Here is a 26,932-nt window from a genome sequence, read left to right as displayed (position 1 = left end):
AATCTTCCCCGGCGTCAGTCGGCGATGGCGTCCAGGCCCAGCCGGCCCAGCTTGGACAGCACCGCAACGCCGTCGCCAGCGCTGATCACCTCGTCGCCCTTGGGCTTTTCGATCAGTTCGCCGCTGGCGCGCTCAATGCGGACAACCAGCACGCCGCCGCGCCGCTCGAACTCGCCGACCGTGACCCGGCGCGCGGCGAAGGAGGCCGGCGCGGTGACGAGACCAAGGTCCAACCCCAGTTGCGCCAAGGCCTCGCTCTGCTGGGCGGCCGGCGCGCGGGCTTCTTTCAGGAAGCCGGCTAGGCGCGGATAAAGGATCATCTCGGCGATGCGCTCGGCGCCAATATGGGCCGGCATCACCACCTTGTCCGCGCCGGCCTGCACGAGCTTTCGCTCAGTCGTGGGTCGCTCGCCCCGCGCGATAATCTCGATTTTCGGATTGAGACTACGCGCTGACAGGGTGATGAAGACGTTGGCGGCGTCGTCCGGAAGCACAGTGGCCAGCACCTTGGCTCGCTCGACATGCATCGCGCGCAACACGTCCTCGTCGGTGGCGTCGGCGTGCCGGCAGAGATAGCCAAGCTCCCTCGCCTCCTGGCACCGCGCCTCGTCGCGCTCGACCACGACAAAGCGCTCCCCGGCGGCGGACAGCTCATTGGCCAGCATCAGGCCAATGCGCCCAAAGCCGCAGATGACGATGTGCCCGTCGAGTTTTTCGATGTCCCGTTCCACGCGCTTTCCGAAGAAGTGTTCCAACTGAGACTGGGTCAGCGCCTGAACCAGCGCGCCGGTGACGACGATGACGCCGGTGCACCCGAACACCATCGTGCCCATGGTGACCGCGTGCAAGTAGTCGTTGTCGACGGGGCGAACCTCACCGTAGCCGACGGTGAAAATGGTCAGCGTGACCATGTAGAGCGCGTCGTCGAACGACCAGCCCGCGCGCATGTAGGCCAGGATCGCCACGCCCGCGACGGCGAGCACGAAGGCGATCGCGAAAGCCAGGTTGCGGAAGGGCCGCGCGATCAGCCCGCCGATCACGCGCTCCCCTCGCCTCACCGCCCCTTGAACCCCGTCGCGACCAGGAAGACCTCGGAGCTGTCCTGCCGGCTGGCCTTGGGCTTGAAATGCTGGACCCTGTCAAAGTGGCGCTTGAGCTTGCCGATGATCTCGGCCGTCTCGCCGCCCTGGAACGCCTTGGCGACGAACGCGCCACCGGGCTTCAAGACATCGATGGCGAACTCCGCTGCGATCTCGATCAGGCCGATGATCCGCAGGTGGTCCGTTTCGCGGTGGCCAACCGTGTTCGGCGCCATGTCGGACATGACGAGGTCAGGCTCGCCGCCCAGCAGCTCCAGAAGCTTCTCGGGCGCGCCGTCCGCGGTGAAGTCCATCTCCAGCAGGTGCGCCGGCGCCACAGGATCGACGGGCAACAGGTCGATCCCCGCCAGGGTGGTCACGCCGCGCTCGACGGCGATCTGCAGCCAGCCGCCCGGCGCGCAGCCCAGGTCGATGACCCTCGCACCCTTGCGGAAGAAGTGGAACTTGTCGTCGATCTCGCTGATCTTGAACGCCGCGCGGCTGCGATAGCCCAACGCACGGGCCTTGGCCGAGAATGGGTCGTTGATCTGCCGCTCGAGCCAGGCCTGCTGGCTAGGCGTGCGGCCATAGGCGGTCTTCAGGCGCGCGGGTTTGCCCCGTCCGCCCTCGTTGCCGCCGGCCGGCGGTTTGACCATGCGCTTGCGGGGCGGTTCTTCGTCACTCATGCGGCTTCGGACTTCTTGGGGGCGCCGCCGCGACGACGCCGACGGGGGCGCCGCTGCTGATCGGACATCAGGGACAACAACAGCCCCTCTCTAAGCCCTCGATCGGCCACACGCACGCGCGAACATGGCCAGAGCTCCTGCACGGCCTGTAGGATCGCCGCCCCCGCCAGCACCAGATCGGCGCGGTCGGCCCCGATGCAAGGCTCGGCCGCTCGCTCGGCTGAGGTCAATCCCAGCAGACGATCGGCCGCCGCGTCGCAATCGGTCCGGTTCATCCAGAGGCCGTCGACGACGTTTCGGTCGTAGCGCGGCAGGCCCAGATGCAGGCCCGCCAGACTTGTGATCGCCCCGGACGTCCCGACCAGATGCGCTCGGCCTTCCGCGAAGACCTTCCGCATCGGCTCGGCGTGCGGGAACGTTTCGATCCGCGCCTTCACATCGTCGACCATGGCGCGGAACCAGACGGGATTGGCCTGCCGCCCCTCCGGGAAACGCTCGGCCAGGGTCACCACGCCCACAGGGATCGACAGCCAGGCCTTGATGGGCAGTTTCCAGGCCGCGAACTGGCGGGGCTTGGCGTCCAGGCCTCCCCCCTTGAGGTCAACCCAAGACAATTCCGTCGAGCCGCCGCCAACATCGACAACCAGCGCCGCGTCCTGCTGACGATCGAAAAGGCTCATGCAGCCCGCGACCGACAGCTGCGCTTCCTCGCGCGGGCTGATGATCTGCAGTTTGAGGCCGGTTTCCTCGTGGACCCTTCGTACAAAGTCGGGGCCGTTCGTCGCGCCCCGGCACGCCTGGGTCGCCACCGCCTTCACGCGGATCGCCTTGCGGCGGCGGATCTTCTCGGCGCAAACCTTCAACGCGGCCAAAGACCGCTCCATGGCTGCGTCCGAGAGCTGGCCGCTCTGAGATAGCCCCTCGCCTAGGCGTACGATGCGGGAATAGGCCTCGACCACGCGAAATCCGCGCGGGCTGGGCGTGGCCACCAGAAGGCGGCAGTTGTTGGTCCCCAGATCGAGCGCCGCATAGCACGACGTCTCCTCCGGCGACCGCCGGCGCCGCCCACTCGGCGCGCCGGGCGCGCGCGGCGCCTCCGACATGGTCCTAACCACCTGTCTCGCAGGCGTCGCGAACAATTGCGACGCCTCACTTCGAGTCGACCATAGCATGCGACTCGCCCGCCGGAAGGCGCCGCCTTGCCATCCGCGTTCCGACATTTACGTTCAGGAATCAGTCAGGTGCGGCTGTTATTCTGTGCGGCATGAATTCTCGTCTCGCCAAATTCGCGATCGGACAGGTCGTCAGGCACCGGATCTTCCCCTTCCGCGGGGTGGTGTTCGACGTTGATCCGGTTTTCGCCAACACCGAGGAGTGGTGGCAGTCGATTCCGGAAGACATCCGGCCGACAAAAGACCAGCCGTTCTACCATCTGCTGGCCGAGAATGAGGACAACAGCTACGTCGCCTACGTGTCCGAGCAGAACCTGTTGCCCGACGACAGCGGCGAGCCGATCGGCCACCCGCAGACGGCGGTGATCTTCGAGTCGTTCGATCACGGGCTTTACAAGTTGCGGCCGCGAATTTCTCACTGAGCCCAGTTGGGGCCGCTGGCGCGGCTGGCATCCCCTTGCGAGCTTCCCCGTTTGAGAACAACGTTTCTCCGCCGATCCTGACATTTGGCGAAAATTCCGAACAGCAATTGCCAAATCCGGGGCGTAGCGTCATCGCATGAGCGGAGATGGCCTGAGCAACGGACCGCCCCCTGGCGCGCGTCCTGACTGGACGATCGACCAAGGCTGGGAAACCTACACCCAGGCTGAACACGACGTCTGGATCACCCTGTACGAGCGGCAGACCGACATGCTGCACGGCCGCGCGTGCGACGCGTTCCTGCGCGGACTGGACGCGTTGGACCTGCACCGCTCGGGTATTCCGGACTTCGCCCGCATCAATGAAGAACTCAAACGCCTGACCGGCTGGACCGTGGTGGCCGTGCCTGGCCTGGTGCCCGACGACGTCTTCTTCGATCACCTCGCCAATCGGCGCTTTCCGGCCGGCCAGTTCATTCGCAAACCGCATGAGCTGGACTATCTGCAAGAGCCCGACATCTTCCATGACGTGTTTGGCCACGTGCCAATGCTCACGGACCCGGTCTTCGCCGACTACATGCAGGCCTATGGCGAGGGCGGCCGCCGCGCGCTCAGCCTGGGTCGCCTGGCCAATCTCGCCCGCCTCTACTGGTACACGGTCGAGTTTGGCCTGATGAACACGCCGGCCGGTCTTCGGATCTATGGCGCTGGGATCGTGTCGTCGCGGACAGAGTCGATCTTCGCCCTCGATGACCCTTCCCCCAACCGCATCGGCTTCGACCTTGAGCGAGTAATGCGCACGCTCTACCGGATTGACGACTTCCAGCAGGTCTATTTCGTGATCGACTCGATCCAGACCTTGCAGGAGGTGACCTTGCGCGACTTCGCCGCGATCTATGAGCGGATGGCCAAGGTCACCGACATCGGCGTCGCCGAGATTATTCCCGGCGACACCGTTCTGACGCGCGGAACCCAGGCCTACGCCAAGGCGGGCGGTCGGCTGGCTGGCGCTGCGGCGGGCTGACGCTTCAGTCCGAACAGGGCTCTGACGCCCGGGATGCGCCGTACGATCTCGTAGGTCGCAAAGCACCCGGCGAAGGTCGCCGCCACCAGGATCGCGCCCTCCAGAGCTTGCGGCAGGCCCAGCTTGGCGAGGTTGTGCGCCACGACGACGATCAGGGTCTGGTGCACGATGTAGAAGGGAAAGACACCCAGCGTCAGATAGCGCAACACCGGCCCGCCCTTGTCCGACAGATGCTTGGCCCCAAAGCCCAGGATGGCGGCGATCGCGCACCATTGGTCAGTGGCGTAGACGCAACGCATGACGATCCGAAGGGCCTCGGGCGGGTTGGCGTCATCGGCGCGATAGATCCAGGCATAGCTCGCCCAACCGGCCCAACAGACGACCGCGAGCACCAGCGCGATCCATCGGCTGCTGATGAGCCGCGCCTTCAGACCCTCTGATTTGGCTATGCCGAAACCCAGCAGGAAGGCCGAGAACGAGACGGCGTGATTGTACCAGTCCTCGACGAGATCATGCGTGATCTCGAAGTGCGGCAACAGAAGGATCCGCGTCAGGGCCAGAAAGACGATAGGCCAGATCAGCAGGCCAGCGCCCTTGAGCAACCGCTCCAGGCCGCTTTGCATTCGATCGCCCAGCTTGGGCGCGACAAGCAGCATCAGGGCCAAGATCAACGAATAGACCAGCAGATAGGCCACGAACCACATATGGTTCCAGGTCGGGGTGATCAGGCACTCTCCCTGATCGCACCAGGCGCCAGATGCGGTCGCGTATTTCCGCCAGAACACGCCATAGCTATCGACCGCGACCGGCGCGCCGGGGTTGGCGGCGACGTGCTCGACGATCTCGTAGTAGCTCTGAGGCGGGACGATCACGAACATGGCGAAGATCAGCGGCGGTAGCAGCCGCGCGATCCGGGACATGGTCAGTCGCCCAACAGAGGTTCGGTCAGCCATAAACCGCGTCGCTGCGCCAGAAACCAGGAACAGCAGCGTGAGCCGCCAGGGATTGGTCAGCTGCATGATGGGTTCAAGCGCCTCGACCGGATGCGGCGTCTTCACATGCCAATCCCAGGGCACGTAGAACATTCCGGTGTGGTAGAGGATCAGCAAGAAGAACGCGCCGACCCGAATCCAGTCGAGGTCATAGCGTCGATCGAGCGCAGGGGCGTTTGTCATGAGAAGGCGTCCGACATGAAGGGCGATGCCAGCGACCTGCCGCGCACGCCCGTTGCAGGCCAAGCCTCAGGGGACCAGCGGACGCTCCCGGGGATGTCCGGCATTTCGCTCGGGATCAACGGCCATGTTTTCGGGATCACCGGCGAGGAGCGTCAGTGGCTGCTGCGCGCCTGGCTTCTCGGCGTCTGCCTGATCGGCTGCATCTGCTTCGTCAATATTTTGACGATCGGGCACGATACGCCGGATCTCGGCTTGGTTCGGCCGACCATTTGGGAAGTCAGCAGCGCGCTCGTCACGACCGTGATCTTCGCGATCCCTGCGGGGATGGCCTTCTGGAGCCACCGCAAGCGCCCCCGCTGGTGGATCGCCCTGCCCGCCCATCTCGTCGCGCTCCTGGCCTATTCGGCTCTGCACGTCGCGGGGTTCCTCGTCCTGCGCGAATGGGCGCATGCCGCCCTTCTGAACGAGACGTACAACTACGGCCCGCTCCAGACCGAGTTCCCCTACGAGTTCCGCAAGGACTTCCTCGCCTACTTGCTGGCTTGGGGGATCTTTTGGCTGGCCCTGCAGCGGAGCGAGCAAAGGCCCGCCCCGGCGGCGACCCCGCCTGCCCCCAAGTTCGACATCCACGACGGCGCAAGGCTGATCCGAGTTGCGGTAGACCAAATCATCGCCGTCCGCTCGGCCGGGAACTATGTCGAGTTCATACTCTCGGACGATCGGCGGCCCCTGATGCGATCCTCGCTGGCGGCGGTGCAAGACACGCTGGCCGGGCACGGCTTCGTTCGCAGCCACAAGTCCTGGCTCGTCAACAAGGCGCTGGTCACCGGGCTGAGGCCAGAGGGCTCGGGCGACTACACGGTGGAGCTGGGCCGGCTGGAAGCGCCGCTGTCCCGACGTTTTCCTGAGACGTTGGCGACCTTACGCGCTCAAGCCTGATCGACTCGACGCAACAAAAGCCCCATCAGAATGTCGTCCTCAAAACGGCCGTCGGGCAGCCGCCCGCGCGCGACCTGACGCCCCTCATGACGGAAGCCCAGCCGCTCGTAGAGCCGTACCGCGCCCGGATTGCCGGCGCCGGCGGCCAGCTCGATCCGCACGATTTCAGGCTCAGCGGATCGCGCCCAGGCGATCAAGGCCTCGAACAGCTTGGTTCCGACGCCCCGGCCTTGCTGGTCAGGATGGACCGCGACCGTAAGGCCACCCAGCACATGGGCGAACAGCGCGATCGTCTCGCGCTTGGCATGGATCTCGCCGCAGACGACGCCGTCCTCATTGACGGCGACGAGACAGATGTCGGCAGCGATCGCTGCTTCGGCGAATGCCGGCGTGACCTCCTCGGGCGAACGGGCCAAGGCGCCGGGCGTCACGGCCGCAGCGCGATGTACGGCCACGATGGCGTCGCGATCCGCAAGCGTGGCGCGCCTTACGGTGATGCTCATGCCGTCCTCTGGAAGGGGTAGAAGTCCCCGCCCAGTCCCAAAATCTGGGTCAGTTCGTCAAGCGCCTCACGGCTCTCGGTTAGAAGCTCGGGGTCGGCCAGGTCGGCCGGCGAAAGACGGTCGCGATATCGGCGCGAGACCCAGTCGGCCAGCGTGTCCTGCAGCGCGGGGGTAAAGCGCTGCGCTGTGTTCGTCGCCGCCAACTCGGCCTCGGTCAGGACGACGCGCAGACGCAAGCAGGCGGGTCCGCCGCCGTTGCGCATGCTCTGACGGACGTCGACGTACTCGACCCGCCCGATAGGCCCATTCGAGGCCGCAAGCCCTTCGGCCACGGCATAGGCGCGCGGGTTGTCACGCGTCTCGACCGGCGCCAGCAGCACAAGCCGATCCTCGCCGGGGACCACCAGAAGCTGGGAGTTGAACAGATAGCTGGCGACGAGGTCGGCCATAGGCAGGTCGGCTTCGGTCACCTCGACGAAGGCCGGCTCGAACAAGCCCTCCGCCGCGGCCCGCACCTCGCGTTCCATCGCGGTACGATCCTCGAAGGCGCGTTCGTGGAAGAACAGGCACTCGCGGGTCCCCACGCAGACAACGTCATTGTGGAACGCGCCGCCTTCGATCGCCGCCTTGCCCTGCTGCGGAAAGATCGCACGAGCGGCGCCATGCCGACGCTGAACCGCCTCGAAGGCCTCCTTGGTCTGGCGCGCGGGGAAGCGGCCATCCCAATGGCTCCAGGCCTCGCGCCCCCAGACGAAGAGATTGACCCCCGGCGCGCCGTGGTCGGCGCAGAGGCGGACGTGGTTGGCCGCGCCCTCGTCAGCGAAATGGGGTTGGGCGGGGAGCGGGTCGTGAACGGCGAACCGAGCTTCGTCCGGGAAAAGTCTTCGAAGCGAACGCGCGGTCTGCGGCCCTTCCAGACTGCGATGCAGGTTGGTCAGCAGGTTGGCGGGCGTGAAATGGACCCGTCCATCGGCGGCGTCGGCGCTCGGGGTGACCGTGGCGGCGTTAGCGGCCCACATCGGCGAGGCCGAACAAGCCGCCGCCGCCAAGGCCGGCGCGTCCTTCCACGCCGAGGCGATAACCTGCTCCTCAGAACCCGAAAAGCCGAGCTGTTTCAAAAGGTCTATGGCCGGCCGTTCATGCGGCGGCAGCACGAACTGCGGCAGCCCCAGATCCGCGAGCCGCCGCATCTTGGAGAGTCCCTCCAGCGCAGCGCCACGCGGATTGGACGCCTCGCCGGCGTTGCGCGTGCTGGCGAGATTGCCGGGCGACAGACCGACATACGAATGGGTGGGCCCGACTAACCCGTCACAGTTCGCTTCGAGCGCAAAGGTCATGCCTTCAAGCCCTTGATATCCTTAAACGTATCAACAACGCCAGACGCCTCGAAACTCGCGACAGGATAGGCGCAGTAGTCAGCGGCGTAGTAGGCGCTGGGCCGATGGTTGCCCGACGCGCCCAGCCCGCCGAAGGGCATCGAACCGGCGGCCCCGGTCGTGGGTCGGTTCCAGTTCACCACGCCGGCGCGAATGCGGTCGAGGAACTTGTCCCAAAGCGCTGATTCATTGGAGATAAGACCAGCGGAAAGGCCATAGCGGGTCGCGTTGGCGGCGACCAAGGCCTCGTCGAAGCTGGCGACCCTCCGGACTTGCAACAGGGGCGCAAACAGCTCCTCGTCAGGCGTTTCAGCGCCCGTGACATCGACGATCCCGGGCTTGAGGAACGCCTCGCCGAGACCCGCCATACCGTCCAGCGGCAGAATTGCGTCCCCCGGCATGGCGGCCGCAATATCCCGCGCCGCGCGCGCGGCGCGGGCGGAGATCAGCGGGCCCATGAACGGCTCGCTGGCGCCGTTCCAAGCGCCGATCGTCAGGCGATCGACCAATGCCGCCGTCGCCTCGATCACCGCCCGGCCCGAGGCGTCGTCCGGCACGATCAGCCGGCGCGCGCACGAGCAGCGCTGCCCTGTCGTGATGAACGCCGATTGGACGACCAGAGCCGCGACGGCCTCCGGCGCGTCGTCGGCGTTCCAGACCACCAGCGGATTATTGCCGCCGAGCTCCAGGGCCAGGATCACGTCCGGTCGATCAGCGAAGTAGCGGCGGAAGTAGGCGCCGGCTGCGGCCGAGCCGGTGAACAGCAGGCCATCGATCTCTTGGGCGATCAGAGCCTGACCGGTCTCGCGCCCGCCTTGGACGAGATTGACAACGCCCGCTGGCACGCCGGCGGCTTCCAGAGCCTCGACCAGCAACTTGCCCGCCAGCGGCGTTTCTTCCGACGGCTTGAACACCACCGTATCGCCCGCCAGCAAGGCGGGTACGATGTGGCCGTTGGGCAAGTGGCCAGGGAAGTTGAACGGACCAAGCACAGCCATCACGCCGTGGGCGCGGTGGCGCAACACCGCGCGACCGAACGGCATCGCGTTCTCGGTGACGCCGGTGCGTTCGTCATAGGCGCGGATCGACAGATCGACCTTGCCCGCCATCGAGGCGAGCTCGGCCTTGGTCTCCCAAAGCGCCTTACCGGTCTCGCGACTCAAGGCTTCGGCATAGGCCGCCGTGCGCTCAACCAGGATGTCCTTGTAGCGGCGAAGGATGGCGATCCGCTCATCACGCGGACGATCGGACCAAGCCGGGAACGCCTTGCGAGCCGCAGCGACCGCATCGGCGACATCGGCGCCGGAAGCCGTCGCGCCACGCCAGACCACATCGCCCGTCGCCGGATCGATCGACTCCAGAGTTGCGCCCTGGCCGGAACGCCACTTGCCGTCGATGAACAGTTCGCCGCTCATGCCTTCACCCGCACAATCTCACCCTCGCCCACGCCCAAGGCGTCCATAGCCTCACGCCCCAGGATCGCCGTATCGCCGTCGATCAGCACCGGCGCGCGCACCGCTCGGAACCGGGCCACTTCGCCGGTCGAGATCAGGGCCTCTTCGCCAAAGGCGTCTTCACCCGCCTTGATCCGTAAACGCCGCGAGTCACGCACAGTCCGGATGTCATCGCGCGGACAGGCCACGGTCGGCCCTGCGTCGAACAGATCCACAAGCCCCTGATAGCGGAAACCCTCGCGCTCCAGCATCGCCCGTGCGGCCTCGCCGTCCCGGTGGACGCGGCCGATCACGTCGCGCGCCTCCTCGGGCAACAGCTCGGTGTAAATCGGGTGACGCGGCGCCAGGTCGAGGATGAACTGGCCATCGGTCGAGGCGCTCATCAGGTCGGCCTGGTCAAAGTCGAGACGGAAGAACTTGTGCGAGACGTGCTCCCAGAAGGGGCAGCGACCGTCCTCGTCAAACCAGCCGCGCAGCTCGGCCAAGACCATCTCGGCGAAGCGCTGCGGCTCGATGCCGATCAGCATGTAGCGCGACTGGGCCAGCAGCCGCCCCGCCCCGCCCTTCCGCTTTTCGGGACGCAGGAACAGCGAGCCGACCTCAGACCAGCCGGCGCATTCATTCACCAGCACCAGCGCCTTGTGATCGAAGCGCATCTCCAAGGTTGGTGAAGACTGGGCCAGCGTCACCACGCGGAACGAGAAGAAGGGCCGCTTCAACCCAACGCCCGCCTTCACGCCGGCGACGCCCTCAACGCTCCCGGACTCCAAGTCTTCCAGCATCAGGGTGTACCAGGCCTCAGGCGGCGCGACGCCCGCCTTGAAGCTGGCCTCGGACAGCGAGAGCCGCGATCGAAGCGTGGCCTCGTCTTCGGGCAGGCTGGTGAAGCCTCGACCCGACAGCACGGCCAGCTCCATCAAGGCTTCGAAATCGGCGGAACCGGCGGGACGGACGACGAGCATTCACGCATTCTCCATGGCCGCGCGGATCGCTCTGGCGTCGATCTCCCCGCTGGCCAACTTCATCAGGATGGTCGCCGAGAGCTGGGCGCGCTCGGCGAAGCTTTCGGGCCAAGCATGCTCGGCCTCGCTATGGATATCGCCGCCGCGCACCCCCAGGGTGTCGACGTTGGGCAGGCCGGACGCGAACAGGTTGTTGCCTTCGCAGACGCCACCCGACGGCTTCCAGGTGATGTCCTGCCCCAGCAACGCGCCCGCTTCCTTCACCGCCCCGAACAACTTCTGCTGGGCGGCGTTGAAAGGCTTGGCGCCACGCGTGATCAGGCCATGCAAATGCGCATGAAGCTCAGGGTCGACTTCGCTCACGATCCGCGCGACCTCAGCCTGGAACCAGGCGGCGGCGTCAGCCTCCGGGAAGCGAACGTTGAACCGCACCACCGCGACATCGGGCACCATGTTCAGAGGCGCGCCGCCGTCGATCCGCGACACGTTCACCGTAAGTCCGTCGCGCAAGCCATTCAAAGCGTGAAGCTTCTCGGCCACGCGCGCCGCCCCGATCACGGCGTTTCGGCCCGCTGCGAAATCGCGGCCGGCGTGCGCCGCGCGCCCGTGAATGACGATGTGGAAGTTTCCCGACCCCTTGCGCGCGGCGGCTAGCGCGCCGTCAGCAAGGGCCGGCTCGTAGGTGAGACCCACATGCCCCAGGCGCGCGAACTCGGACAGAACGGGCCCTGACGCGATCGAACCGATCTCTTCGTCCGGCGACAGCAGAACCCGATAGCCCACATTGCCAGCCAGCGGATGCGCCTCGAAGGCCTCAAGGGCCGCTAGCATCACCGAGATGCCGCCCTTCATGTCGGCGATGCCTGGTCCATGCAGCGCGCCGTCGGGACGGGTGCGGACGACTTGAAAGGGGCTGCTCTGTGGATAAACGGTGTCGTAGTGCCCGGTGAGGATGACCTGGACCGGCGCCTCGGGCCGGACAATCACGGCGACGGAGGGTGGGTGCTGGAACTCCACCTCGCGGCCGTTAGCGTCGATCTCACGAGACGCCGCCAACGGGATCTCGACCGGCGCGGCCGGCAGGCTTGCGGCGGCGTCGAGCAGAATCTGCCTCTGACGCTCCAGCCCCTCAAGGTTCCGGCTTCCCGAGTTTACGGAGCACCAGTCAACCGCACGGTCGACGATACGCCCGCCGTCCTGCGCGATCCGGTCCAGGACGCCACGATCTTCCGACGTGAGATGCATGAAAGGCTGTTCCTCCCTCAGTCAAGATAACCAAGGGCCGTGGGCAAATCGTGCTCACCTCGAACGAGGTAACCGGGGGCCCACGCAACAGCCTTGCGCGCTTAATAGTCCTTTCGCCAGCGAACGGAAAGCTTTGCGTCGTTCTGGCCGCCAATACGGGAGACCAGGGACAGCGTCCGGCGAATCCGCCACTCGACCTGAGCCGCAGGACCTTCACGGCCGCCGCCGATGATTTCAACATAGACATCGTCGGTGACGTACTTGCCGCCCGCCACCGTCATGCCGGTCGCGCCCTCGGCGAAAGCCAGTCGATCCAGGCGCGCGAAACTCCGCAGATTACCGATCACGTCGAACCCGCCGCCGCCGGCCAGCGCCGCGAGCGCCGAAGCCAGTTGCGCCGCCTCGATCGGCGAAAGCTGGGCGGCTGAAGCGCCGAACAGGACCTGGCTAAGCACCTCATCACTGGGTAGTTCGGGCTTCGAGGTCAGGGTGATCTCCGGCTTGGCCGCCGTGCCCAGGATACGCACGACCGCCGTCAGCGCCGTATCCTCCCGGGTCGCGGACAGGTCCAGCCGCACCTGATCGAGCTGGGTGGAGAGATAGACGACGCCATCGTCGTCGAACTCGAACCGCTTGCCCGCGAAGTCGTACTCACCCCGCACCATCCGCGCGACGCCGCTTAGCTGCGGAGCCAGCGATGTGCCGCCGACATGAGCGTCGAGGGAAAGTTCGACGTCGAGACCCCGACCGCGCACGAAGATGCGACGCGGCGCCTTGAGATCGAGATCCAGGATCATGCCGCCCGTCGTGGCGCGTCGCTGCAGCCCCTGATCCAGATCTCCGGGGCGATTGCGTTCGACGACGTCCATGGCCACAACGCCCGCCGGAGTCTTGGTCTGGGCCGAAACGTCCGCGCGATCCAAGGTCACGGCCCCGGTCAGCTTGATCTTGCCGTCCGCCGAGCGGTTGACGCTGGCCTGCCCGGTCGCCACCGCCGAGGCCAGATCGTTGTCGATCAGCCGGAAGCTCTTCATGTCGAGCTTGAAGTTGCCTTCACCGCCGCGCGCCAGACTGATGCGGCCGGCGCCCGAGATCGAACCACCCTGTCCGTCCTCGCCAATCGCCTGGCTGACGTCGATGGCGTTGTCCGCCAGGGCTGACCGGAGCGTCACATTGCGCAACCGCAGCCCAGATTGACCATCGTCGAAACCGCCGCCGTCGAGCGTGGCCTGACCGATGAGGCGCGGGTCGCCAAGCGTGCCGCCCAGGCTGGCCTGCAGGTTGATACGCCCTGACAGGGAGCGTTCAGGACCAAGCAGCAGGTCCCACAGCGGCTTGATTTCCCCCTGGGCGGAGAAGCGCCCCTGGACGCCCCTGCGCCTGTTGACGGCCAGTCGAAGCGGCTTGGCCGACGCCTCCACCGGCAACACGAGGTTGGCTTCAGCCTTCAGACCCTGGCGGTTGTCGCTGTCGGCGATGATGGTGAGCTGGCTGTCGCTGAGGCGGCCCTGAATCTTGGCGTCCAGCGACTGATCGATCTTGGCGCCCCGCTCGCGCGCATGGGAAAGCCGCATCGCGAAATCGCCCGTGAGGACATCGCCCTGACCTTGCAGGTTGAAAGCCCCGTCGATGTCCCCATCCAGATCGGGATCGAAGGCGGTCAGGGTGACGCCGGCCAGCTCGGCCTTCAGCATCGTTGCGGCGCCGCCGAGATCCGCGTCGATATCGGCTCGTCCCTTGTCGACAGCCAATCGAAGGCGGGCCTGGGTGGGTCCGTCACCAAAACGGATACGCGCGGCCTCGCGGGTCTTGAGCTCGGTTCGGCCCACGCGTCCCGACGCGTTCAGGGTCAAGTCGTAGATCTTCCCTGCCTGCGCCAGATCGCCTGAGCCGTTGAGCCGCCACAGCCCTCCGGGCGCTTCGCCCCGGGCGTCGATCGACAACGGCAGGCGCGACAGCGGGCCATCAGCCTTGATGCGCGCAGTCCGTACTTTCCACGACCCGCTGACCACGTCTTCGGCGACCAGATCCAGGGTAGCGCTTGGCGAACCGCCGCCCGGCGCATCCACCAGCCGCGCCGCGCCCTTGACCGTTCCCTGCGGAAGGAAGGCCCCCTGACTTAGGGCGACTCTAAGGTCCGCTGTCGCGGGCAGCCCGTCGCGCAAGGAGACCGCGCCCTGCGCCTTGGCCCCGCCCGCGTCGATGTCAACGTCGCTGAGCTCAATGCCGCCGGGGGAGAAGCGGAAGGCCGCTCGTCCCCGCGCCGGACCATATTGGCTGTCAGCCTGTATGGCGGCCGCGCCGTCCGCCCCCTTGGCGTCGCGCGCGAACGTCAGCGTCAAGCGCGCTTTCGAAAGCGGCAACCGAGGCAGATCGATGGAGTCGAACAAGGCGTTGAGCTCGGCGCGCGGCGCCCGCAGAGTGCCTCCGACCCGCCCATCGCCGATCGCCTTGCCCGCGACCTCGACGGGTCCTGCGCGGAACGGCCCCGTCGCCGTCCAGTCCAGTCCGAAGTCCAGAGACAGCCCCTGCCCCAGCTTGCCCGAGGTGGTCAGCGCGGCGTTGGCCCCGTCCAGCTTGGCCTCCGCGACGGTCAGGACGCCGGCGTTCCAGCTGGCCTTGCCCGAAAGGCGCGGCGTCACGCCCAGCAGGCGATCGATCTCGGCATAGCCCGTGCCGAAGTTGGCGGCCTTGCCGTCGACCGTGAAGCTCCAGGGCCTGCCGGCGAAGCTGGACGCCGACCATTTGGCTTTGACCGCGCCTTTCGCGCCCGGACGGACGGGCGACAGGCTTGCGACCCTCATCTCGCCATCGAACGACAGGCCGCCCAACAGCCCCCGCCCACCTTTGCCGGTGACGATCAGGTTCGGGGCGTCGATCCGCGCCGCCTTGATCAGGAACCGCCCGCCCTTGACCCGCCCGCCTTCAAAGGTCGCCTTCGGGCTGGACCCCAGCACAGCCAGCAAACCTGTCCCGCCGCCTCCGGAGCTGGTCGCCTGCGCCTCGATGGCGAGGTCGCCTTTGGACCAGCTGACCTTAGCAGGTCCGGCGGCGCGTCTGAGGCGATAGCCCAGCAACTCCAGATCGCTGACATCCGTCCGGCCTTCGACGACGAAACCGCCATCAATCAACCGGAACACGCCTTGGGCCTCGCCGCGACCCATCTTGGGGATGGTCACGATCCGATTGAGGGCGCCTACCCGAGCGTTGAACGCGATCCCGTCTGGGCCCGTGCGCCGTTTGCTCAAATCGGCCAAGCCCTCGCCACGCAGGACCAGGTTTTGTGAGTTGAGGCTGATTTTCAAAGCCGACAAGCCATCAGCCGTGGCCTTGCGCCCCTCGACGGCGAAGTCCGCGCTCGGGCCGAACATGCGCGCAAGACGCTCGGTCAGCCGGGAGGCCTCGAGATCGAGACGGCCGCGCGCCGAGCCGCCCTGTTCGTTCCAGGCGCCGCGCGCCTCGAGCGGGGTCTCCTGCCCCGACCGCGCCACGATGTCGAACGCCGCCCGACTTGTCGTGCCCTCCGCCTTGGCCTTGAGGTCAAAGGTCCTGTCGGCCGGCAGGCCGAGCGCCCCGGCGATGGCGCCGCCATTGGCCTCTGTCGCGTCCGCCAGCAGGCGTAGCGACCTTGATCGTCCAAGATCGAAATCCAGATCAAGCCGATCGCCGATGTGAAGGCGAGAGGTGGCCGCGATCGTACCCTTCTGTCCGCCCAACCGCGCCATCTCGTAGGCGCCGCTCACATCAAAATCACCCTCCGCGCCGCTGAAGGCGGGACGCGTCAACAGACGAAACTTGAAAGCATCCAGGTCGACCGAAACGGGCGCGGCGCTGGATTTTCCCTTTGGCCCCATCGTGGGTCGCCGCAGAACGATCACGTCGCGCGCCGTGATCTGCTCGGCATGAAAACGTCGCCCGAAGAGCTCCGTCGCGCGCCAAGAGACCTGCAGGTCATGAGCCTCGAGCCAGATCCCCTTCTCGTCCGCGATCGTCAGACGACGAACGCCGAAGTCCTTCCAGATATCGCCGGACAGCCCCTCGATTTGCAGCTTGCCGATCCGGCCGAGCTTGAGCCCTGAGGCGCGCGCCTCCAGGAACATGCGTCCCTGCGGCGTGATGGGCGCGAGCCGCAGCCCTCCGGCCATGACCAACAGCAATGCGGCCAGAACGCCGACCGCGACCAGCGCCAAGCCGCGCCAGCCGATCTTCTTGGCGACCTTCGTCGCAGCCTCGCTCGCCTGGGAAACCGTGTCGGCGAGATCGGGTTTGTCCTGATCGCCGCTCAAAAGCTTTGCCCAATGCTGAGATAGACCTGAAATTTCGGATCGCCCTTGCGCCGCCCGAGCGGCGCGGCGATGTCGGCGCGGATCGGCCCAAAGCCGAGGTCATAACGAACGCCTAAGCCCGCGCCCGCGCGGAAGTCCTCACGTCTGGGCGTCTTGTCCGTGCCGATGGCGCCCGCGTCGATGAAGGCGACGCCGCTCCAGCGATCGGTGATCTTCTGGCGAACTTCAAACGACGTCTCGATCAGCGAGACGCCGCCCTGCGGGGTGTTGTCTGACAGGCGCGGGCCGATCGCTTGGTACGCGTAGCCTCGCACCGAACCGCCACCGCCCGAGAAAAAGCGCCGTGAAGCGGGGACATCGAGAATACCGCCACCCAAGATCGCGCCCAGCTTCGCGCGCGCGGCGAGGACGGTGCTGTCCTCCTTGCCGAACGGCAGATAGGCGGACCCTTGGCTGGCGAGTTTCAGGTAGGGCGTCGTAGTGTCGCCCGCGACGTAGGTCGGTTCAGCGCGCGCCTCCAGGCGCCAGCCCCGCTTAGGGTCAAGGATGTCGTCCGAGAAGTCCCAGGCGTAGGCCATGAGCCCGGCCAAAGTGGCAAGGTTCAGTTTGCGTCCGGCGATGGAGCCGTTGCGGTTCACCTGTTCCTTTGTCTGTGACAGGTCGAACGACACCCCGAAGGTGCGATAGGCCGTGGTTTGGCGACGGCGAGTGAGATCGACCCCCACCGTGGCCCCGGTCTCGTTGTAAGCGTCGGTGTCGTTGCGGAAGACCGAGCTGTTCAGCTTCAGGGTCTGCTGCGGCCGTCGCCAATGCGGCAGGGACAGCTCGGCGCCAAGACGCTGCTCCAGCTTGGCGAAGCGCAGCGCGTAGGTGGTGGTGTCGGCGCGTTTCTGGCGATTGTAGCGGATCCATCGCGCGTCAACGCCAGCGCCTTCACTGGTCGAGTAACCGGCGCCAAGTTCGATCGTGCGGGCCTGGCGGTCGGAGAGCGTGACCACCACGGGTCGATAGCCATCGGCCGTCGCCTTGTCTGCGCCCGCGAGAGACACTGAAATCGAGTCGTAGACGGCGGTGTCGCGTAACCGACGCTCGAGTTCGGCGACGTCCTCGGGATCGTACACATCACCGGCCACCCAAGGCGCGAGACGGCCGACCCAAGCCGGGTTGGTGCGCCCCTTGGTCACGACCTCCACACCATTCAGCCGGACCAGTTCACCCGCCGCGATCTTGAAGGTCGGACGCACCGTGTGGTCGGCGTGATCCACCACAACCTCGCGCGGCTCAGCCGAGACATCGGCGTAACCAAGCTTGGCGACTTGGGCGACGATGCGTCCCTCCGCGCCGACGACATCAGCGGAGCGCCCAGGTTCGCCCTCGGTCAGCCGCATGGCTGCGGCGGCGCGCTGGCGCACGCCCTCATCCGGCGGGGCGCCTGACCAATCGATGCGGGGATCAGCCAGCAGAAAGGCTGGACCCGGCGTGACCTTCACAATGGCGCGCGGAGGGTCGCCCTCCGTCACATCGGGCTCGACCGTGTAGGCGTAGTAGCCTTCCGCACGCAAAACGGCGATCGCGTCTTCACCCGCTTGGCGGGCCCGACGGCGGGCCTCCGAGCGGCTACGCGGCGGTTGTTTGGACTCGGACAGGGCGCGCTGGATGGCTTCGCGAAGCGCCCGATCGTCAACGCCCTGAATCTGGGCCATCGGCTCGTCGGCCCACGCGACCGAGGCCGAAAGCCAGGTCACCGTCGCCAAAGCCAGGGAAGTCCGCCCAAGCACCAAATCACGTTCCCCGCGCGAAGCGCCCCCTTCCCTGCTGTAGTCGCGGCCCGGTCCCGTGTCACGTTCGGAAATGCCGCAGATGGTTGTCGGCGGCGCTTCTCAAAGCGGCCGAATGGCGCCCAAATGATAGGCAGTCGTGCGCAATCGCTTGGCGGATGTCGAATCCGGGAAGCGGGGCTGCGTGAAGGCCCTAGAGTCGAGGCGGCGCATTCCTTTGGGGCCGCGCCCAAGATCGAAGACAAGCGGATAGAAGCGTGGCGGCGAAGACCAAGACCCTAGCGGACACCCCGACCCTGCCGATGACGGAGGCCGCCTACCTGCCAGGTGTCGCCTACGACGAGATGTTCACGCCGGAAGGTGAGGTTCGCGAGCACTACGACCCGCTGCACGGCAGGATGTCCACGCTGGGCGCCGAGGAGCTTGCGGCGCGGCAACGCACCTTGGAGCGCTCGTTCCTTCTCCAGGGGATCACCTTCACGGTCTACGGCGCCGAGAACACGACTGAACGGATCATCCCGACGGACCTGTTTCCCCGGATCATTCCCGCCGCCGAATGGGCGCGGATCGAAACCGGACTGACCCAGAGACTGAGGGCCCTGAACCTTTTCCTGGCAGACATCTACGGCGACCAACAGATCCTGATGGACGGTGTGGTCCCGCGCGAACTCGTGCTCGGCGCCCCGTCGTACCGCCGCGAGATGCAGCACCTCTATGTGCCGCACAAGGCTTACGCCAATGTCTGCGGCAGCGACCTGATCCGCTGCCAGGACGGCCAGTTCGCCGTACTTGAAGACAACCTCCGCGTCCCATCAGGCGTCTCCTATATGCTGGCGAACCGGGACGCGGCCAAGCGGACCTTCCCCGGAACCTATCGCGCCGCAGGCGTGCGCCCGGTCGAGCGCTATCCCGACCTCTTGCTGTCGACCATGAAGAGCATGGCGGCGGACTGGCGCGCCGACCCGCAGGTCGTAGTGCTGACGCCCGGCGTCTACAACAGCGCGTATTACGAGCACGCCTATCTCGCGCGCCTGATGGGCGTGCCCCTCGTGGAGGGGCGCGACCTCGTGGTGCACGAGAACATGGTCTACATGCGCACCACTACGGGCCTGCGCCGCATCGACGTGATCTATCGTCGCGTGGACGATGACTTCATCGACCCGCTCACGTTCCGGCGCGACAGCTCGCTGGGCGCCGCTGGCCTGTTCAACGCCTATCGCGCCGGCAATGTCGTGATCTGCAATGCGCCCGGCACCGGCGTCGCCGACGACAAGGCGGTCTACGCCTATGTCCCAGACATCATCCGGTACTATCTCGGCGAAGACGCCATCCTGCCCAACATCGAGACCTTCCTCTGCCGGGAGCCGCGCCAGCTCAGCCACGTGCTGGCCAATCTCGACAAGCTGGTGGTCAAGGCCGTCGGCGCTTCGGGCGGCTACGGCATGCTCGTCGGCCCCCACGCCAGCCAGAAGGAGCGCGACGACTTCGCGCTGGCGATCAAGGCCGATCCCGAGAACTACATCGCCCAGCCGACGATTCAGCTCTCGACCGCGCCGTGCCTGGTGGACGGCCGCATCGAGCCGCGCCACGTCGATCTGCGCCCCTTCATCCTTTCGGGCGAGAAGACCATCGTCACGCCCGGCGCGCTCACCCGCGTCGCGCTCAAGCGCGGCTCGCTGGTGGTCAATTCCAGCTAGGGCGGCGGCTCGAAGGACACCTGGGTTCTCGCCGACGACGGTCCCTCCAATGGCGCCAGCGCCGGGAGCGCCCGCCCATGATGCTCGCCCGTGTCGCCGACAGCCTCTACTGGCTGGGCCGCTATATCGAACGGGCCGAGCACCTGTCGCGCCTGTCCACCGTGATGCTCAACGCCACGCTCGATCAGACCGACGCCGGCGCTCAAGCGGTCTGGATCGCCTTGGCCGCTGTCGGCGAACCCGGCGACGGCGCTGGCGTGGGCTCATTCGAGGCGGCCCAGGCTCTGGTTCTGGATCGCAGCGATCCCAACTCGGTCGTCTCATCCCTCGCGCGGGCCCGCGAGAATGCGCGTCAGGTCCGTGATCAGATCACGACCGAAACCTGGGAACGGTTGAACCTGCTGTACCTCAAGGTCACCGACCCGAACGTCACCAAGGATTTCGCCGCCGGCTCCGACATCTTCCTGCACGACGTGATCGCCGATCTGCACCTGTTCAAGGGCGCAGCGGACACCACCATGAGCCACGGCGAAAGCTGGCGGTTCATGATGCTGGGCATCTACATGGAGCGCGCCCAGTTGGTGTCGCGCCTCCTGGAAGTCTGTTTCGCCGAGTCGCCCACGCACGGGCGCCTAGGCGACCATGTCGCCCTGGTCAGCGTGCTGCGCATGGCCTGCGCGCTGGAGCCCTATCTTCGTGTCTACACCGCCGAAATCGAACCTCGCCACATCCTGGAGTTCCTGGTCTTCGACGAGGACTTTCCGCGATCGATCCGGTTCGCGACAGCGCAGATCGAACAGCATCTCAGCGCCATGGCCCGCAGCGTCTCAGCCAATGAGCGCGCGGGTCCCGAGCGTCTGGCGGGCCGGCTGAAGGCGCGACTGCAGTTCGCCGATGTCGATGAGTTGGAAGCCGTCGGCGCCGGTCCGCTGCTGACCACCGTGGTCAACGAGTGCGCTCGAATCCACGAGGCCATCTACGAGACGTTCGTGGCCTATCCCCTTGAAACGCGTCTGCCCGCTTAGGATCCAGGATCGTGCTGCTCGAAATTCGACACGTCACCCAGTACCACTACGAGCGCCCCGTCCGGGAAAGCCTGATGGAGCTGTGGATGCAGCCCCAGAAGACCGCCCGGCAGCGTCTGGTCAGTTTCGAGCTGGACCTGAACCCGGCGGCGCAGGTGTTCTCCTACGCCGACAGCTTCGGCAATGCGGTCTATCACTTCGACGTGCCGCAGCCGCACGACAACCTGACCATCATCGCCCGCTCGGCCGTCGAGACGGAGTCGCCCGGTGAGCGCCCCAACCACCTGGACATGGGCGAATGGGACCGGCTTCGCAGCGAGTTCGTCCGCGGCGAGTGCTTCGACTTTCTGCGACCGCACGGCTTCGTGAGGACGACCGAGGCGCTGCAGACCTTCATCAACGAACACGATCTCGACGCCCTCAAGCGTCGCGATCCCCTGACCGCCGTGCGCACCCTCTCAGAGACGATCTACAGCGCGTTCGAATATCAGCCCGGCGTCACCGACGCCGACAGCCCGATCGATCTGACGCTGAGCGCCGGGCGCGGCGTCTGCCAGGACTTTGCGCACATCATGCTGGCTGTTTGTCGAGGCTGGGGCGTGCCGGCCCGCTATGTCTCGGGCTATCTGTTCACGGATCGCGAAGCGGGAGACCGTTCGGATCCGGACGCCACCCACGCCTGGGTCGAGGTGTTCCTCCCCAGCCTGCGCTGGGTCGGCTTTGACCCAACCAACAACATGATGGCCGGCGAACGACACGTGGCGGTGGCGGTGGGGCGCGACTACGCCGACGTCACGCCCTCGCGCGGGGTCTACAAGGGCGACGCCGAAAGCCAGCTTGCCGTCGGTGTCTCGGTGCGCCGCGCGCGCGCCGCCTTGGCCGAGCCGGAATTCCTGCGGATGGCCCGCCCCGCCTTTGCAGGCGGACGCCGCCGGCCCGACACAGCCCTGCGCGAGGAACTGCACCAGCAGCAACAGCAACAGCAGTAAAGGCTACTCGCCCCCTTCGGCGGGGAGGCTGGCCAAGAACCGCCGTGCGATCTCGAGCGCGCCTGCGGCGCCGCCCGCCCTCGGCCCGATACGTTGGGTGGCCATGAACTGAACGCCGACCTCAGTGCCCGAGCGCCAGACGACATTCGCCAGATGCACTCGCCGGCCGCCAGCGTCGACGAAAACGAAGGTGTCGGGCGGCGGGATGATGCCCGCGATGGACAGGCGACCGCCCTTCTCGGCGACGTCGAGCAGCGAGCCCTTCCATGACCGGGGATCGTCGACGATGTAGATTTTCCGCGCCGCCGGCATCCGGGGATGCGCGCGCCGCTCAGCGCCCGAAGCCTCGACCATGACCATCCGCTTCTCAAACCCCGCCGAGTCGTTCTCGGAAACAGCGTAGCCTTCGCGGGCCTTCCCGCGAACGTTGCACGCCGACTATCAGGGCGACTTAGCGGATTTATGCTTAAGCGGCGTAAACGTGAGCATGGCGCGCGATGATTTTCACGACGCCAGTGAAACGCGCGGCGTCAGCGCGCGAGGCGCTGATCTCGATCCGCTTACCATCGGACATCGTGGCCGTGACGGCGGTAAGAGCGCCCTGGACATGCGCCCGCTCGACGCGGACCTCAAATCCGGTCTCGTCGAGGGCGAAATCATGAGGGCGCACAAAAGCCGTCGCCGCGCCGTCGCGAACGCCGGCGCTTGGCGCGGTCAGCGCGCCGGCGGAGAAGCGCCCGCCGCTGACCTGGCCATCAAAACGGTTCGCCTCGCCGACAAATCCGCAAACAAAGGCCGTCTCCGGCGCGTCGTGGACCTGGCTCGGCGTCCCGATCTGCTCGATGCGGCCCTGATTCAGGATCGCCACGCGATCGGCCAACTCCAGAGCCTCCTCCTGGTCGTGGGTCACGAAGATCGTCGTCACGCCCGTGGCGTCGTGAACCCGACGGAGCTCACGCCGCAGCGACTTGCGCACCGTGGCGTCGAGCGCACCGAAGGGCTCGTCCAGAAGCAGCACGCTGGGCTGCACGGCCAAAGCCCGCGACAAGGCCACGCGCTGACGCTGTCCGCCTGACAGCTGGGACGGATAGCGACCACCCAGGCCATCGAGCTCGACCAGCTTCAGCAGATCCTCGACCCGGCGCTCGATCTCGGCCTTGGACGGCTTGTCCTTGCCCTTCCGGACGTCCAGGCCAAAAGCAATGTTCTTGGCGACCGTCATGTGCTTGAACAGCGCATACTGCTGAAACACAAAGCCTACCCGGCGGGCCGCCGCCGAGGCGTGCGTGACGTCCTGGCCATCGAACAGCACCTGCCCCGCATCCGGGAACTCCAGGCCGGCGATGGTGCGCAGGAGCGTGGTCTTCCCTGACCCTGAGGGACCCAGCAGAGCCAACAGTTCGCCATCGGCGATCTCAAGGTCCACCTTGTTCAGGGCTGGATAACGCCCGAACTGCTTTTCGACGGAGCGGATGGAAATGGTCATGGGGTCCGTTATCCGTTCAGTGTCCGCTGCGGCCGCGCACGCCTGGCTGGGCGATCTCGAGCGCTGTCTTGAGCACCAGCGTCACCACGGCCAGGAGGCAAAGCAGCGCCGCTACGGCGAAGGCGCCGACGAAGTCGTACTCGTTGTAGAGGATCTCGACATGCAGCGGCATGGTGTTGGTCAGGCCGCGAATATGGCCGCTAACCACCGACACCGCGCCAAATTCGCCCATAGCGCGGGCGTTGCACAACAAAACGCCGTAGAGCAGACCCCAGCGCACGTTCGGCGCGGTCACCCGCCAGAAGGTGTAGAGCCCGCTCGCGCCCATGGATACGGCCGCCTCCTCCTCGCTGACGCCCTGCTCCTGCATTAGCGGGATCAGTTCACGCGCCACGAAGGGAAAGGTGACAAACACCGTCGCTAGAAGGATGCCGGGTACGGCGAAAATGATCTTGATGTCGTTATCGACAAGCCACTCGCCAAACCATCCCTGCAAGCCGAAGATCAGGACATAGATCAAACCCGCCACGACCGGCGACACCGAGAATGGCAGGTCGATCAGGGTGATCAACAAGGCCTTGCCTCGGAACTCGTGCTTGGCGATCGCCCAGGCCGCGCAGAGACCGAAGACCGCGTTGAACGGCACAGCGATCGCCGCCGTGAGCAGGGTGAGCTTCACCGCGGCCAGCGCATCGGGCTCACTGACCGCCAGAATCGCTGCGTCCAGCCCCTTGCGGAGCGCTTCTGCGAAGACCGCCACCAACGGCAGGATCAGTACGAGGGCCAGGAAGGCCAGCACCGTTCCGATGAGCAGGAACTTGGCCCATAGCGGATCGTCCGTCGCGCTCCGCGCTTTCGGATTGGCGGCTCCCATCAGTCGAACCTCCGCGCCCAGGCCTGGATGACGTTGATGACCAGAAGCATCAGGAACGAGACAGTCAGCATCACCACCGCGATGGTCGCCGCTCGCGCATACTCGAACTGCTCCAGCTGAATGATGATCAGCAGCGGCGCGATCTCCGAGCGATAGGGCATGTTGCCGGCGATGAAGATCACTGAACCGTACTCGCCAACCCCACGCGCAAAGGCCATCGCGAAGCCCGTCAGCCACGCAGGGGCCAAGGCCGGCGCGATCACGCGAGCAATCGTCTGGACACGGTTGGCGCCCAGGCTCGCGGCGGCCTCCTCCACATCTGCGGCGGCGTCCCGTAGAACCGGCTCAATCGTGCGCACCACGAAAGGCAGGCCGATAAAGGTCAGGGCGATCACGACGCCGACCGGATTGTACGCCGCCTTGATTCCGAGCGGCGTCAGGAACTGCCCGACCCATCCGGTCGGCGCGTAAAGCGTCGCCAAGGCGATGCCAGCGACAGCGGTCGGCAACGCGAACGGCAGGTCCACCAGAGCGTTCACCAGCGTCTTGAACGGAAACTCATAGCGCACCAGCACCCAGGCCGTGAGAACGCCGAACACGCCGTTGATCGCCGCAGCGACGAACGCAGCGCCGAAGCTCAGCTTGTAGGCGGCGACCGACCGTTCAGAGGTCGCGACCGCCCAGAACTCCGCCGGTGATTGCTGGGCGGCTTTCAGGATCACCGCGCTCAAGGGGATGAGGACAATCAGGGACAGGACCGTCAACGTCACGCCCATGGTCAAGCCAAAGCCCGGGATTGCGGATCGTTTTCGGAAGAGCGGCTTTCGCGGGCCCTTTGCTGGCGGCCGCTGCTCGGCGGTGTCGGCGGTCATCGTCTGATCGTCGTCCAGGGTCCAGGTTCGCCGAAAGGGCGCCACGAAAGGAAGCCAAAGCGTTCCAAAACGGCCCGCTCTGCACAAAAAGATAAAGCGGCTTAAAACTCTACCTGAACAATAGGGCAAACGAGAAAAGCCCCGAGCTCGTCACAGAAAATCTGTCCGCTGGCAGCAGTGCGATGGCTCTACAGCGACTGCAGCATGGCGACAAATCCCGGCGCGAAACGCTTGGCGTCAAAAAGCGCACTGCTGGCGACGTGATCTCGCAACCCCCGGCGCAACGCGGCTAGCGCCTCTACATCCCGCGCCTTTTCGACCGCGATCGTCTTGTAGTCTTCAGTGTCTGAAGCAACCCAATCCTGCAAGCCGCTACTATGAGCGAAACTCGCGCCGGCGCGCGCCAGGAAACGGTCACCGAGAAGCGTTACGGTTGGGACCCCCATCCATAGCGCATCACAGGTTGTCGTCCCTCCCGGAAAGGGGAACGGGTCAAGCGCTATGTCGATGTCTGCGAAACTGGCCAGATAGGTCGCATGGTCCGTCCCTGGTCGAAGAACAAGCTGTTCTTGCACGCCGTACTCAGCGAACTGCTTTCGTATATCAGCAGCGACATTCGCATCGGCGAGCGGGCTGTTCTGCAGGATAAGCCGAGCGCCCGGGAGCTCTGCCAAAATCGCACTCCAGCAGGCGATGACGGATCGGTTCAGCTTACTGAGTTTGTTGTAACATCTAAAGGTCACCTTACCGGCTGAAACAGCAGGTGGCGGTGTCACGGACGGTGCGGTTTCAGGCGGTGTGTAGCAAAGATAGCTGGTGGGAAGCGTGATCAGTCGCTCAGTGAACCAAGCCTGCATCTCCGGTGGCGCGACGATCGCATCGCCGACGAAGTAGTCGATATCATTCAGACCTGTCGTCGCAGAGTAGCCAAGCCAACTGATCTGGACCGGCGCAGCCCGGAGCACAAACACGCCAAGACGATTGTGCTCGGTATGGCCGGCAAGATCGACGAGGATATCGATGCTATCCGCCTGGATCATCTGGGCCGCTTCATGATCGGTTAGCGCACCGATTGGCTTCCACTCTATGCAGGCCGCGCGAAGACGCATGCTAACGTCATCCGCCGCCGCGACGGTGGGGTATGCGAAGAAGTCGATCTCCTCGCGCGCTTGCTCCAAAACGCTCGCCAAAAAGTATCCGACGGGATGCCTTCTGAGATCCCCGGAAACCAGACCAACGCGCAAGCGCGACCTTGGCGTTCGACGCGCAGGCTTTAGCCCCATTCCGAGCTTTCGACGAAGCGCAGCCTCGAAACGCGCTCCACACGCCAGAATGTCCGCAGCGCTCCAATCAGGCAAATAGTTGCTCAACATCATCAGGGCGCCGTGCGCGCGAGGCAGATCAGGCGAAAGATCAGCAGCGCGTCTTAGTAGAGGCTCCGCCTCGACCGCGCGTCCCGAGTTTGCGCGACAAATCGCCAGGTTGATCAACGTATCCACATGATTAGGGTCAGTGTCTAATACACGAGAAAAGATCGCCTGAGCTTCATACAGACTCCCAGCGTCTGACAGCATGCACCCAACACTGTTTAACAACGCAGGGTTTCGGCCACCGCCATCATAGGCGTCGCGATGATCCTGCCGCCCGCGTTCAACATCACCCTGGGCTAGTCGAGCGGAACCACGGTTGGTCAGGATGTCCGGATCACCGGGATTATGTGCAAGCGCTCGGGTCAAGACCTGCTCAGCCTCGGCTGCTCGCCCGCACGATAGTAGCACCGCACCCAGATTGGACGCCGCATGCGCGTTGCCCGGTGACGTGACCCCCTGAAACTCCTCCAGGAATAATTAGAGTCCGCCCCCAGGAAAGGGACGGACGAATGAAGCGATCA

The 26,932-nt window shown here is 65.8% G+C and carries 21 protein-coding genes and 1 pseudogene; 6 read left to right on the top strand and 16 right to left on the bottom strand.

The features are described from left to right. Positions 1 to 14: 14 nt before the first annotated feature. Genes ACT53N_RS00110 through ACT53N_RS00100 form a run of 3 tightly spaced genes read right to left on the bottom strand, consistent with a single transcriptional unit; the run spans position 15 to position 2,868 of the window. Entirely contained in the window at positions 15 to 1,058 is a 1,044-nt protein-coding gene (locus tag ACT53N_RS00110) for a potassium channel family protein (protein WP_476061994.1), read from the bottom strand. Then, positions 1,055 to 1,765, bottom strand: coding sequence for an RlmE family RNA methyltransferase (locus ACT53N_RS00105; RefSeq protein ID WP_476061993.1), 711 nt, complete (start codon positions 1,763 to 1,765; stop codon positions 1,055 to 1,057). Before ACT53N_RS00105 ends, ACT53N_RS00110 begins: the two co-directional genes overlap by 4 nt. Next, the gene (locus ACT53N_RS00100) at positions 1,762 to 2,868 is read right to left on the bottom strand and encodes a Ppx/GppA phosphatase family protein (RefSeq protein WP_476061992.1); all 1,107 of its coding nucleotides are present in this window, start codon (positions 2,866 to 2,868) and stop codon (positions 1,762 to 1,764) included. Before ACT53N_RS00100 ends, ACT53N_RS00105 begins: the two co-directional genes overlap by 4 nt. A gap of 161 nt (positions 2,869 to 3,029) precedes the next feature. Here ACT53N_RS00100 and hspQ point away from each other — a divergent pair, with 161 nt between their 5' ends. Further along, positions 3,030 to 3,359, top strand: coding sequence for a heat shock protein HspQ (gene hspQ / locus ACT53N_RS00095; RefSeq protein ID WP_010919487.1), 330 nt, complete (start codon positions 3,030 to 3,032; stop codon positions 3,357 to 3,359). 136 nt (positions 3,360 to 3,495) lie between these two features. Further along, positions 3,496 to 4,380: a phenylalanine 4-monooxygenase gene (gene phhA / locus ACT53N_RS00090; protein WP_476061991.1), complete on the top strand. Its 885-nt coding sequence runs from the start codon at positions 3,496 to 3,498 to the stop codon at positions 4,378 to 4,380. On the opposite strand, the gene ACT53N_RS00085 is transcribed toward phhA, so the two are convergent. Further along, complete coding sequence (locus ACT53N_RS00085) at positions 4,335 to 5,555, bottom strand: acyltransferase family protein (RefSeq protein WP_476061990.1); 1,221 nt, start codon at positions 5,553 to 5,555, stop codon at positions 4,335 to 4,337. The two genes, phhA and ACT53N_RS00085, sit on opposite strands and share 46 nt — an antisense overlap. A gap of 15 nt (positions 5,556 to 5,570) precedes the next feature. Between ACT53N_RS00085 and ACT53N_RS00080 the strand changes: the two genes are divergently transcribed. Further along, positions 5,571 to 6,494 carry a LytTR family DNA-binding domain-containing protein gene (locus tag ACT53N_RS00080; RefSeq protein WP_476061989.1) on the top strand — a complete coding sequence of 308 codons (924 nt, stop codon included), beginning with the start codon at positions 5,571 to 5,573 and terminating at the stop codon, positions 6,492 to 6,494. Here the strand turns inward: ACT53N_RS00080 and ACT53N_RS00075 are convergent. The 7 genes from ACT53N_RS00075 to ACT53N_RS00045 form a co-directional block, all read right to left on the bottom strand. Next, positions 6,485 to 6,997: an N-acetyltransferase family protein gene (locus ACT53N_RS00075; RefSeq protein WP_476061988.1), complete on the bottom strand. Its 513-nt coding sequence runs from the start codon at positions 6,995 to 6,997 to the stop codon at positions 6,485 to 6,487. The two genes, ACT53N_RS00080 and ACT53N_RS00075, sit on opposite strands and share 10 nt — an antisense overlap. Next, positions 6,994 to 8,334, bottom strand: a complete 1,341-nt coding sequence (gene astB / locus ACT53N_RS00070; protein ID WP_476061987.1) for an N-succinylarginine dihydrolase — start codon at positions 8,332 to 8,334, stop codon at positions 6,994 to 6,996. The genes ACT53N_RS00075 and astB overlap by 4 nt, the downstream gene beginning before the upstream one ends. Then, positions 8,331 to 9,788 (bottom strand): succinylglutamate-semialdehyde dehydrogenase, encoded by a 1,458-nt coding sequence (gene astD / locus ACT53N_RS00065; protein WP_476061986.1) that lies wholly within the window; start codon positions 9,786 to 9,788, stop codon positions 8,331 to 8,333. The genes astB and astD overlap by 4 nt, the downstream gene beginning before the upstream one ends. Further along, on the bottom strand, positions 9,785 to 10,789 hold the full coding sequence (locus tag ACT53N_RS00060; protein ID WP_476061985.1) for an arginine N-succinyltransferase: 1,005 nt from the start codon (positions 10,787 to 10,789) through the stop codon (positions 9,785 to 9,787). The genes astD and ACT53N_RS00060 overlap by 4 nt, the downstream gene beginning before the upstream one ends. Further along, the gene (locus ACT53N_RS00055; RefSeq protein ID WP_476061984.1) at positions 10,790 to 12,034 is read right to left on the bottom strand and encodes a hydrolase; all 1,245 of its coding nucleotides are present in this window, start codon (positions 12,032 to 12,034) and stop codon (positions 10,790 to 10,792) included. Between the two features lie 101 nt (positions 12,035 to 12,135). Next, positions 12,136 to 16,239 carry a translocation/assembly module TamB domain-containing protein gene (locus tag ACT53N_RS00050; RefSeq protein ID WP_476062644.1) on the bottom strand — a complete coding sequence of 1,368 codons (4,104 nt, stop codon included), beginning with the start codon at positions 16,237 to 16,239 and terminating at the stop codon, positions 12,136 to 12,138. 77 nt (positions 16,240 to 16,316) lie between these two features. After that, on the bottom strand, positions 16,317 to 18,101 hold the full coding sequence (locus ACT53N_RS00045; protein ID WP_476061983.1) for an autotransporter assembly complex protein TamA: 1,785 nt from the start codon (positions 18,099 to 18,101) through the stop codon (positions 16,317 to 16,319). A 254-nt stretch (positions 18,102 to 18,355) separates the two neighbouring features. Here ACT53N_RS00045 and ACT53N_RS00040 point away from each other — a divergent pair. The 3 genes and pseudogenes from ACT53N_RS00040 (at position 18,356) to ACT53N_RS00030 (ending at position 21,809) form a co-directional block, all read left to right on the top strand. Next, positions 18,356 to 19,876, top strand: a pseudogene (locus tag ACT53N_RS00040) (circularly permuted type 2 ATP-grasp protein). Further along, a complete protein-coding gene (locus ACT53N_RS00035) occupies positions 19,873 to 20,820 on the top strand; it encodes an alpha-E domain-containing protein (protein WP_476061982.1) in 948 nt (315 codons plus the stop codon). Before ACT53N_RS00040 ends, ACT53N_RS00035 begins: the two are co-directional and overlap by 4 nt. 11 nt (positions 20,821 to 20,831) lie before the next feature. Beyond that, complete coding sequence (locus ACT53N_RS00030) at positions 20,832 to 21,809, top strand: transglutaminase family protein (protein WP_476061981.1); 978 nt, start codon at positions 20,832 to 20,834, stop codon at positions 21,807 to 21,809. A 3-nt stretch (positions 21,810 to 21,812) separates the two neighbouring features. On the opposite strand, the gene ACT53N_RS00025 is transcribed toward ACT53N_RS00030, so the two are convergent. From ACT53N_RS00025 to ACT53N_RS00005, 5 genes are all read right to left on the bottom strand, one after another. Next, on the bottom strand, positions 21,813 to 22,169 hold the full coding sequence (locus ACT53N_RS00025) for a PilZ domain-containing protein (RefSeq protein ID WP_476061980.1): 357 nt from the start codon (positions 22,167 to 22,169) through the stop codon (positions 21,813 to 21,815). Positions 22,170 to 22,275: 106 nt separating this feature from the next. Continuing rightward, positions 22,276 to 23,295 (bottom strand): sulfate/molybdate ABC transporter ATP-binding protein, encoded by a 1,020-nt coding sequence (locus ACT53N_RS00020; protein ID WP_476061979.1) that lies wholly within the window; start codon positions 23,293 to 23,295, stop codon positions 22,276 to 22,278. Positions 23,296 to 23,311: 16 nt separating this feature from the next. After that, positions 23,312 to 24,169, bottom strand: coding sequence for a sulfate ABC transporter permease subunit CysW (cysW, locus tag ACT53N_RS00015; RefSeq protein WP_476061978.1), 858 nt, complete (start codon positions 24,167 to 24,169; stop codon positions 23,312 to 23,314). Continuing rightward, entirely contained in the window at positions 24,169 to 25,041 is an 873-nt protein-coding gene (gene cysT, locus ACT53N_RS00010; protein ID WP_476061977.1) for a sulfate ABC transporter permease subunit CysT, read from the bottom strand. Before cysT ends, cysW begins: the two co-directional genes overlap by 1 nt. Positions 25,042 to 25,229: 188 nt before the next feature. Next, complete coding sequence (locus ACT53N_RS00005; RefSeq protein ID WP_476062643.1) at positions 25,230 to 26,828, bottom strand: O-linked N-acetylglucosamine transferase, SPINDLY family protein; 1,599 nt, start codon at positions 26,826 to 26,828, stop codon at positions 25,230 to 25,232. Between the last annotated feature and the right edge of the window lie 104 nt (positions 26,829 to 26,932).

The sequence above is a fragment of the Caulobacter sp. DMC95 genome, assembly GCF_056313785.1.
The sequence above is the reverse complement of the archived record's forward strand: the minus strand, read 5'-3'. Positions and strand labels throughout refer to the sequence as shown.